This is a genomic window from uncultured Ellagibacter sp. (assembly GCF_934617235.1).
Classification (GTDB): domain Bacteria; phylum Actinomycetota; class Coriobacteriia; order Coriobacteriales; family Eggerthellaceae; genus Ellagibacter.
Map to the genome: position 1 here is coordinate 22117 of NZ_CAKTTZ010000031.1, position 7490 is coordinate 29606.

Here is a 7490-nt window from a genome sequence, read left to right on the forward strand (position 1 = left end):
AGAGCGCAGCAACGGGGGAGGTCATCTCTTGCTAAGCCTGAAATACCTCATCGTGTCGTTGTCCGATGTGTACTCGATGCTCATTTTCGTATACGTCATGCTGTCGTGGTTCCCGACCAATCGAGGCATCCTTGCCGACATCAACACGGTTCTCGGCAAGATATGCGACCCGTATCTCAACCTTTTCAAGAAGTTCATTCCCCCGATTGGAGGAATGGTGGACGTGAGTCCAATCGTTGCGCTGCTTGTATTACAATTTGGTGTAAGACTGCTGATAGGCTTGCTGTAAAGATGCAAGCTCTGCTGGCGAAGGGAAGATAAATGGCTATCACCTCGGCTGAAATCCACAACCAAAGTTTTTCGATCGATCGCAAGGGCTACGACGTCGACGAAGTCGATGTGTTTCTCGAGCATGTCGCCGATGAGATTGACAACCTGAACAACCAGATCTCCGATCTGCAGGATCAACTGAACGATTCGCGCTTCGATGGTTTCGATACGCCTGCGAAGCCGATCGAGGAGGCTCCCACCGCGCCGGTCGCGCCGGCTCCGTCCGAGGACTTCTCCAAGGAACTCGACGCAGCGAACGCCCGCATCGAGGAGCTCGAGGCTCAGCTCGAAGAGAAGCAGGCAGACGGCAATGCCATCGCACAGGCGCTCATCATCGCGCAGCGCTCTGCCGACGAGATTCTCGCGAAGGCCAACAACACCGCAGCTGAAACTATTCAGGATGCGAAGGACGAGGCGCAGCGCATCATCGATCGTGCCAACAGCGACAAGCAGGACGTCATCGACGCCATCCGCAAGCTCGAGGACGATCGCGAGGACGCGCGCGAGGAATACCAGGAGCTGCTCACCGACTTCATCAATGACGCTTCCCGCAAGCTCGCCGAAATCGGCGGTGGGTTGCAAAACACTGCTGCGCCTGCGCACTACACCGACAGCACCGATGCAATGCCGCAGGTTCAGGCCCCGATCAACGCCGAGCCTGTGGCGTACTCCACGCCGCAGACGGGCAATGTCGCGGTGGCGGCTGCAACCCCCATGCCCTCCGCAGTGGAGAAGGACCTCTCGGGTTTCGGTGACGCGGACGACGACTTCACGTTCGACGAGCTCGACTAGGAAGCTGCCAAGGGCACGGTAGGATAAAGCCTCGAACGTCACAAAGGCGACTTGGGGCTTCGGCGAGTCCCCGCCGTCGCGCGCGCAGAGAGCCCACGGATAGCTCTACGAAACGACCCTGGTTCACGCCGGGGTCGTTTTACTTTCATGCTGGCAGAGCGAGTGCCTCTGTACCAACGCCCAAAAGAGAACATGCTATTCGCACTGTAGGTGGAAAAAGAAAGGCGAGTGGGTCGATAAGCCGGGTTCTGTCGTTGGGACGGCCATTTATCTCGAACGCGTGTCGCCACGCGTCTCAAGCACGCAACCCGAGCGCACGGAAGGGCAGCCGTATCGCGTTCCTATTTGCGCTTGCTCCAGATGGGGTTTACCAAGCCACGCCGTTGCCGACGCGCTGGTGCGCTCTTACCGCACCGTTTCAGCTTTTCCCCCGAAACGAGGGAGTCTTCTTTTCTGTGGCACTAATCCGTCGGGTCACCCCGCCCAGCCGTTAGCTGGCATCTTGCCCTTTGGAGCCCGGACTTTCCTCACGCCTTGCGGCGCGCGACCGTCAGGCCCACTCGCGTATAATAGTGTACCACGAGCTTGCTTGAAGTGACGGAAAGGACAAATCAACCATGGGAACTTGCGCGCTTGTCGGTGCAGTCGATTTCAACGCCGAGCATTTCAAGGCGATGGACGCTGCGGGCGCCTTCGACTTCGTTATCGCGGTTGACGCTGGGTTCGCGTCACTTGAAGCGATTGGGCGCGAGGCCGATATGGCGATTGGCGACTTCGATTCCCTCGGCTATGTCCCTCGATGCCGTCGCGTGTCGCGCCACCCGGTGAAGAAGGACAAAAGCGACATGGAGCTTGCCATGGAGAAGGCCGTCTTCTGGGACAACCAGGAGCTCTTCGTCTACGGTGCGCTCGCCAAGCGCCTTGACCACACGATTGCGAACTTACAGCTCTTTGCGCGCTACTCCGAGCGGGGAATCTATGTTACCGGCGTGGGGGATGATTTCGCGGTGCGCTGCGTTACCGGCCCGGATGTCTTTGAGCTGCCTGAGGGGCTCGACACGGGGGTTGTGTCGGTGTTCTCAGCGAACGATACGGCACGCGGTGTCATCGAGCGCGGACTGGAATATTCGCTTGACGACGAGCCGCTTTCCAATCGAACGTCGCTCGGGCTCTCGAACGAGCTTACGGGCAAGCCTGCGGCGGTAAGCGTTGAAGAGGGCACGCTCTATGTGTTCTATCCGCTTGCGGCAGTGCAAGACGTCGTGGTAACGCAAGATGATTCCGCGCCGCTGCCCTCTACCGTGTAGCGCTTATCGGCTTTTCGGCGATTGCGCGGCGGGTTTTCCCCGCTGTCGTATAATTCGCCTTGCAAACAGAGCAACCGGGGAGCTCGCAAGTGGGGAAATGCCGCGCGGCGGGCTGAGAGGAAGCGCGTTTTCGCTTCGACCCGAACACCTGATGTGGATAATGCCAACGAAGGGAGACATCATGACGAATCGTCAAGAGGATTCGCATACCCAAATCACGCAAATCGATTTCGCGCGCGCGGGGGAGATTACGCCCGCTATGCGCACGGTCGCTCAGAAGGAGGGCCGCTCGCCCGAGTTCATCCGCGAGGGCGTGGCTGCCGGGCGCATTGCCATTCCCGCGAACATCCATCACACGTCGCTTTCCCCTGAAGGTGTGGGCGAGGGGCTGCGCACGAAGGTGAACGTGAACCTGGGAATTTCCAGGGACCTTGCCGATGAGCAGGTTGAATGGGAAAAGGTCGACACCGCCCTCGAGCTTGGCGCCGAGGCGATCATGGACTTGTCGAACAGCGGGAAGACGCAGTCGTTTCGCACGCGTCTGATCGAGAAATCGCCTGCGATGATCGGCACCGTTCCCATGTACGATGCCATCGGGTATCTTGAGAAAGCCCTCATCTCCATTACCGCTGAGGACTTCCTCGACGTTGTGCGCCGTCATGCCGAAGACGGCGTCGACTTCGTCACGATTCACGCAGGCATGAATCGCCGCACCATCGAGTCGTTCAAGGAGACGGGGCGGCTTATGAACGTGGTGTCGCGCGGCGGGTCGCTCATCTTCGCGTGGATGGAGGCGACGGGTAACGAGAACCCGTTCTACGAGTACTACGACGAGGTGCTCGATATCCTGCACGAGCACGACGTGACCATCTCCCTCGGCGACGCGATGCGTCCGGGCTGCAATTACGATGCGACCGATGCGGGGCAGATCTCCGAGCTCATCGAAATCGGCAAGCTCACCAAGCGCGCCTGGGATGCCGGCGTGCAGGTCATGGTCGAGGGTCCGGGGCACATGGCGATTGACGAGATCGCGGCGAACATGAAGCTCGAGAAGCGTTTGTGCCACAATGCGCCGTTCTATGTGCTCGGCCCGCTCGTGACCGACATCGCTCCAGGATATGACCATATCACCGCAGCTATTGGCGGTGCCATCGCAGCGAGCTCGGGGGCTGACTTCCTGTGCTATGTCACTCCTGCCGAGCACCTTCGCCTGCCCGATGCCCACGATGTGCGCGAGGGTCTCGTTGCAACGAAGATCGCGGCGCACGCAGCTGACATCGCGAAGGGCATCCCTGGTGCACGCGAGCGCGATGCGCGCATGTCGGACGCTCGCCGGCGCATGGACTGGGAAGAGCAGTTCTCACTTGCGATCGACCCGGTTCGCCCGCGCAAGGTTTTCGAGAGCGCTCCTCCCGAAAACGAAGGAACCTGTACGATGTGCGGCAAGATGTGCGCCGTCCGCACGGTGAACAAGATCATGGATGGCCTGGTCATCGACCTCGACAACGAATAGCAAAACGAAGAAGGGAAACGCAATGCTTGGAGACGAGAACAACAACGAGCTGTTCGACCTTGCAGAGTTCGACCCGAAGAAAACGGCCCTGCTCGTAATCGACGAGCTTGGCGACCCAACGGGGACTCCGCTCGAGCAGACGCTTTTGCCCGCAATCGAGAACACTGCTCGCATCGCGGCAGCGGCACGGTGCGCGGGCGTCCCTGTCATCTTCACAAACGACGCTCATATTCCCGGTCTCGACCGCGAGCTGCTGCTTTGGGGCGAGCACGGAATCGCCGGTACCCCTGAAGCTCAGACCTCGCCGCTGCTCGACCCCAAGGAAGGCGATTTCACCATCGAGAAGCGCCGCTACAGCGCATTTTTCCAGACGGGCCTGCGCCTTCTTCTCGACGAACTCGGCGTCGACACGCTCATCTGCACGGGGATGGACACCAACATCTGCGTTCGACACACGCTCGCCGACGCGTACTTCAACAATTATCGCCTCATTGTCGCGGGCGACGCGACGGCGACGTTTCTCGTGGGGGATCAGGATGAGGGGCTTGCGTACTTCAAGACTTGCTATGCAGCCTGTGTCCTCTCGACCGACGACGTCGTGGCCTTGCTCGAGAAGTAGGGGGCGCTCATGAAGGCGGTTGTGAGCATAGCTGGGTCGGACTCGAGCGGCGGCGCCGGTATTCAGGCGGACATCAAGACGATCGCGGCCCACCATCTGTACGCGGAAACGGTGATCACCGCGCTCACCGCACAGAATACGCTGGGAGTGACGGGGGTGCACGAGGTGCCTGCTGCGTTCGTCTCGGAACAGATTGACGCTGTGTTCTCCGACATTCGCCCCGATGCGGTGAAGATCGGCATGGTTTCGTCAGCTGAGATCATCCGTGCGATTGCCGCCGGCCTTGATAGGTGGCATGCGGAAAACATAGTGGTCGACCCCGTCATGGTGGCGACAAGCGGCGCGCGCCTTATCGGCGAGGATGCGATCTCGGCGCTCGTCGAGGAGCTTCTTCCCCGCGCGAGCGTCATCACTCCGAACATCCCCGAGGCGCAGGTTCTCTGCGGTCGCGAGCTGTCGGACGAGCAGTCGTGCGAGCGTGCTGCGTTGGCTTTAGCCCAATCGCTGGGCGTCGACGTTTTGGTGAAGGGCGGTCATGGCACCCACGATGCCAACGATGTGCTGGCGACGCAAGAGGGCGCGATTCACTGGTTTCGTCATGAGGCGATCGCGACAAGCAATACCCATGGGACGGGCTGCACGCTCTCTTCCGCCATCGCATGCGGCCTTGCGTGTGGGCTTGCCGTTCCCGAGGCGGTCTCGGCTGCCAAGGAATACCTCACGGGTGCGCTCTCGGCGGGTCTCGATTTGGGGCAGGGAAGTGGACCGCTTGATCACATGTGGCAAAATGCCTGATGAGAGCGATGCAGCACCTATATTTCGCAAATTTCTAAAAAAATTTGCGATAAAGGGTTGACGAAATAGCGGGAGGCGCGTAATATACATTCTCGCGCTTGCGCCTTGCAAACAAGCAAGAGACGCACCGGCAGTTTAGTTGGGGTGTCGTCTAATGGCAGGACAGCGGTTTCTGGTGCCGTATGTGAGGGTTCGACTCCTTCCACCCCAGCCATTACGATTCCGAAGCGCTTATGTGGCTCCGTCGTCTAGCGGTTTAGGACGCCGCCCTCTCAAGGCGGAGGTCGAGGGTTCGAATCCCTTCGGAGCTACCAAGAAACAACAGGCCAGGGCTTGTGCCCTGGCCTTTTTCTTTCCCGAGGGGTCCCTGCTTTGTAATCCTCAGCCTGGGTTTCGACCCCGCGCGCTTCTCGCTCGCTTCGCTCGATGCCTCGGGTTCAGAGACATAATCCTCACCTCGCGCTCCGCGTCGCGCCCTGCGGCCGCAAAGCGCGAGGTCTTCCTGTCGGAGCTTCGCTATTTCACAAGATACTCGAGCAGCGCATCCTTCTCGTTGGGCACCCTCTCGTCAATGACGGCATCGAGCGCCCGCGAAAGCGCCGCGCCGACTTCCGGCCCGCGGGGAATTCCCAATCCCATGACATCGCGCCCGTCGATCGCAAGGCTTTTCAACGTGAAGGCCTCGTTCGCCGCTTGAATATCGTCAAGAATCCTCTCAAGTTCGGACGCCGCATCGATTCTGCCCGCGCAGTGGGGTGCTTGTCCTCGCGCGTCGCCACGCTTCAGGTCGCAGAGCGCATGGAAAAGTTCGACGTCGCCGTCGAGACGAGTGAGCATGCGCTTCACCGCGCGGGGAGTCGGCTCGACCACCTCATCGTGGTGCTTCACCAAAGCGAGCACGCGGTTGGCAAACGCCGGCGACATCTTGAGTCTCGACATAATGCCGCGCGCAATCGTGACGCTCACATTCGCATGTCCATAGAAGTGCCCGACGCCGTTTTCGCCGAAGAAGAAACAAGCGGGCTTGCCCATATCGTGGAATAGGGCCGCCCAACGCGCAAGGCGGTAGGGGGGCACGCCATCGACAACATGCGCCGTATGCTCGAGTACATCGTAGATGTGGTAGGGGGTATGCTGCTCGAATCCCTTCATAGCGACAAGCTCGGGCAGCACGCAGGAAAGCACATCGACGTATTTCACCAAAGCGCTTCCGGCAAAGGGAGCAGCGAGGAGCCGATCGAGCTCATGGGTGATGCGCTCTGCGGAGACGCGATAGACGATCCCCTTATTAGAGAGCATGCCAAAAAGCGTCGATTCCTCGATATCGAACCCGAGCTGTGCGGCAAAGCGACATGCGCGGAGGATCCTTAAGGCATCCTCGGAGAATCGCTTGGCGGGATCTCCTACCGCGCGGATCGTTTTCTCACGCAAATCACCGATGCCACCATAGGGGTCGAGCAATCCTCGGTCAGGGTGGAAGGCGATGGCGTTTATCGTGAAGTCCCGGCGCGCCAAGTCTTCCTCAATTGATGACACGAATTCGACGGAGCTCGGGTGGCGTGAGTCGCTATACGATCCGTCGCGCCGATAAGTGGTCACTTCGAACGCCTCGTCCCCAACGAGAATGGTGAGCGTTCCGTGGGCAACGCCGGTTTCATGCGTCCTTAAGCCAGACGCTTCGAAAAGGGTTTGCGCTTGCTGCCATGATGCGCTGGAGGCGATGTCGATATCGGAGCAGGTTCGCCCTAAAAGTGCATCTCGCACGAATCCTCCGACGAACCACGCCTCGAATCCGCCAGCTTCGAGTATGCGAACGACGCGGATTGCGGAATCGGGAAGCCGTGAGAAGGTGGCCTCGATAGTTTGCGGGATAGGATTGCCCAAAGCTTCATCGCTTATAAGGGAAGGAAAAGAGCAGCTATTATCAGGCACGGTAAAAGTTCCTTACAATATTTTGAGAAAAGGGCTTGCATCTTCGTGGAACACTCGGTAGTATACACAAGCTGCATTTGCAAGGAGGGTGCAGCCGCGAGCTATCGCGAGAGCTTTTCGAAGCTTTCAAACCCGCTCAAAACTTTTTGAAAAAAGTTCTTGACGGCAGGCGGAGGGTCGCGTAATATATCTCCTTGCGCCG

Annotated in this window: 7 protein-coding genes, 2 tRNA genes, 1 other RNA gene and 1 riboswitch; of the genes, 8 read left to right on the forward strand and 2 right to left on the reverse strand. The window is 59.3% G+C overall.

Going from position 1 to position 7490, the window contains the following annotated elements; genetic code table 11:
- Positions 1-28 precede the first annotated feature (28 nt).
- Positions 29-289, forward strand: coding sequence for a YggT family protein (locus tag Q0G85_RS07140; RefSeq protein WP_297156138.1), 261 nt, complete (start codon positions 29-31; stop codon positions 287-289).
- A gap of 32 nt (positions 290-321) precedes the next feature.
- On the forward strand, positions 322-1122 hold the full coding sequence (locus Q0G85_RS07145; RefSeq protein WP_297156140.1) for a DivIVA domain-containing protein: 801 nt from the start codon (positions 322-324) through the stop codon (positions 1120-1122).
- A 221-nt stretch (positions 1123-1343) separates the two neighbouring features.
- On the opposite strand, the gene rnpB is transcribed toward Q0G85_RS07145, so the two are convergent.
- Positions 1344-1685, reverse strand: an RNA gene (rnpB, locus tag Q0G85_RS07150) — RNase P RNA component class A.
- A gap of 54 nt (positions 1686-1739) precedes the next feature.
- Here rnpB and Q0G85_RS07155 point away from each other — a divergent pair.
- The 6 genes from Q0G85_RS07155 to Q0G85_RS07180 all read left to right on the forward strand — a co-directional run bounded on the left by Q0G85_RS07155 (position 1740) and on the right by Q0G85_RS07180 (position 5670).
- Positions 1740-2429: a thiamine diphosphokinase gene (locus Q0G85_RS07155; protein WP_297156142.1), complete on the forward strand. Its 690-nt coding sequence runs from the start codon at positions 1740-1742 to the stop codon at positions 2427-2429.
- A 65-nt stretch (positions 2430-2494) separates the two neighbouring features.
- Positions 2495-2621, forward strand: a riboswitch (TPP riboswitch).
- Entirely contained in the window at positions 2611-3942 is a 1332-nt protein-coding gene (gene thiC, locus Q0G85_RS07160; protein WP_297156144.1) for a phosphomethylpyrimidine synthase ThiC, read from the forward strand. (Overlaps the previous riboswitch by 11 nt.)
- Before the next feature lie 22 nt (positions 3943-3964).
- The gene (locus Q0G85_RS07165; protein ID WP_297156146.1) at positions 3965-4561 is read left to right on the forward strand and encodes a cysteine hydrolase family protein; all 597 of its coding nucleotides are present in this window, start codon (positions 3965-3967) and stop codon (positions 4559-4561) included.
- Positions 4562-4570: 9 nt separating this feature from the next.
- On the forward strand, positions 4571-5356 hold the full coding sequence (gene thiD / locus Q0G85_RS07170) for a bifunctional hydroxymethylpyrimidine kinase/phosphomethylpyrimidine kinase (RefSeq protein ID WP_297156148.1): 786 nt from the start codon (positions 4571-4573) through the stop codon (positions 5354-5356).
- Between the two features lie 140 nt (positions 5357-5496).
- Positions 5497-5570 (forward strand) — tRNA-Gln (locus tag Q0G85_RS07175).
- 23 nt (positions 5571-5593) lie between these two features.
- Positions 5594-5670: transfer RNA gene (locus Q0G85_RS07180), tRNA-Glu, on the forward strand.
- A 202-nt stretch (positions 5671-5872) separates the two neighbouring features.
- On the opposite strand, the gene Q0G85_RS07185 is transcribed toward Q0G85_RS07180, so the two are convergent.
- The gene (locus Q0G85_RS07185) at positions 5873-7288 is read right to left on the reverse strand and encodes a CCA tRNA nucleotidyltransferase (RefSeq protein WP_297156150.1); all 1416 of its coding nucleotides are present in this window, start codon (positions 7286-7288) and stop codon (positions 5873-5875) included.
- Positions 7289-7490 lie beyond the last annotated feature (202 nt).

Bases quoted from the DNA above. Each gene is read 5' to 3' on its own strand.
- Q0G85_RS07155 (WP_297156142.1), top strand. From the start codon at position 1,740: ATGGGAACTTGCGCGCTTGTCGGTGCAGTCGATTTCAACGCCGAGCAT.
- thiC (WP_297156144.1), top strand. From the start codon at position 2,611: ATGACGAATCGTCAAGAGGATTCGCATACCCAAATCACGCAAATCGAT.
- Q0G85_RS07165 (WP_297156146.1), top strand. From the start codon at position 3,965: ATGCTTGGAGACGAGAACAACAACGAGCTGTTCGACCTTGCAGAGTTC.
- Q0G85_RS07145 (WP_297156140.1), top strand. From the start codon at position 322: ATGGCTATCACCTCGGCTGAAATCCACAACCAAAGTTTTTCGATCGAT.
- thiD (WP_297156148.1), top strand. From the start codon at position 4,571: ATGAAGGCGGTTGTGAGCATAGCTGGGTCGGACTCGAGCGGCGGCGCC.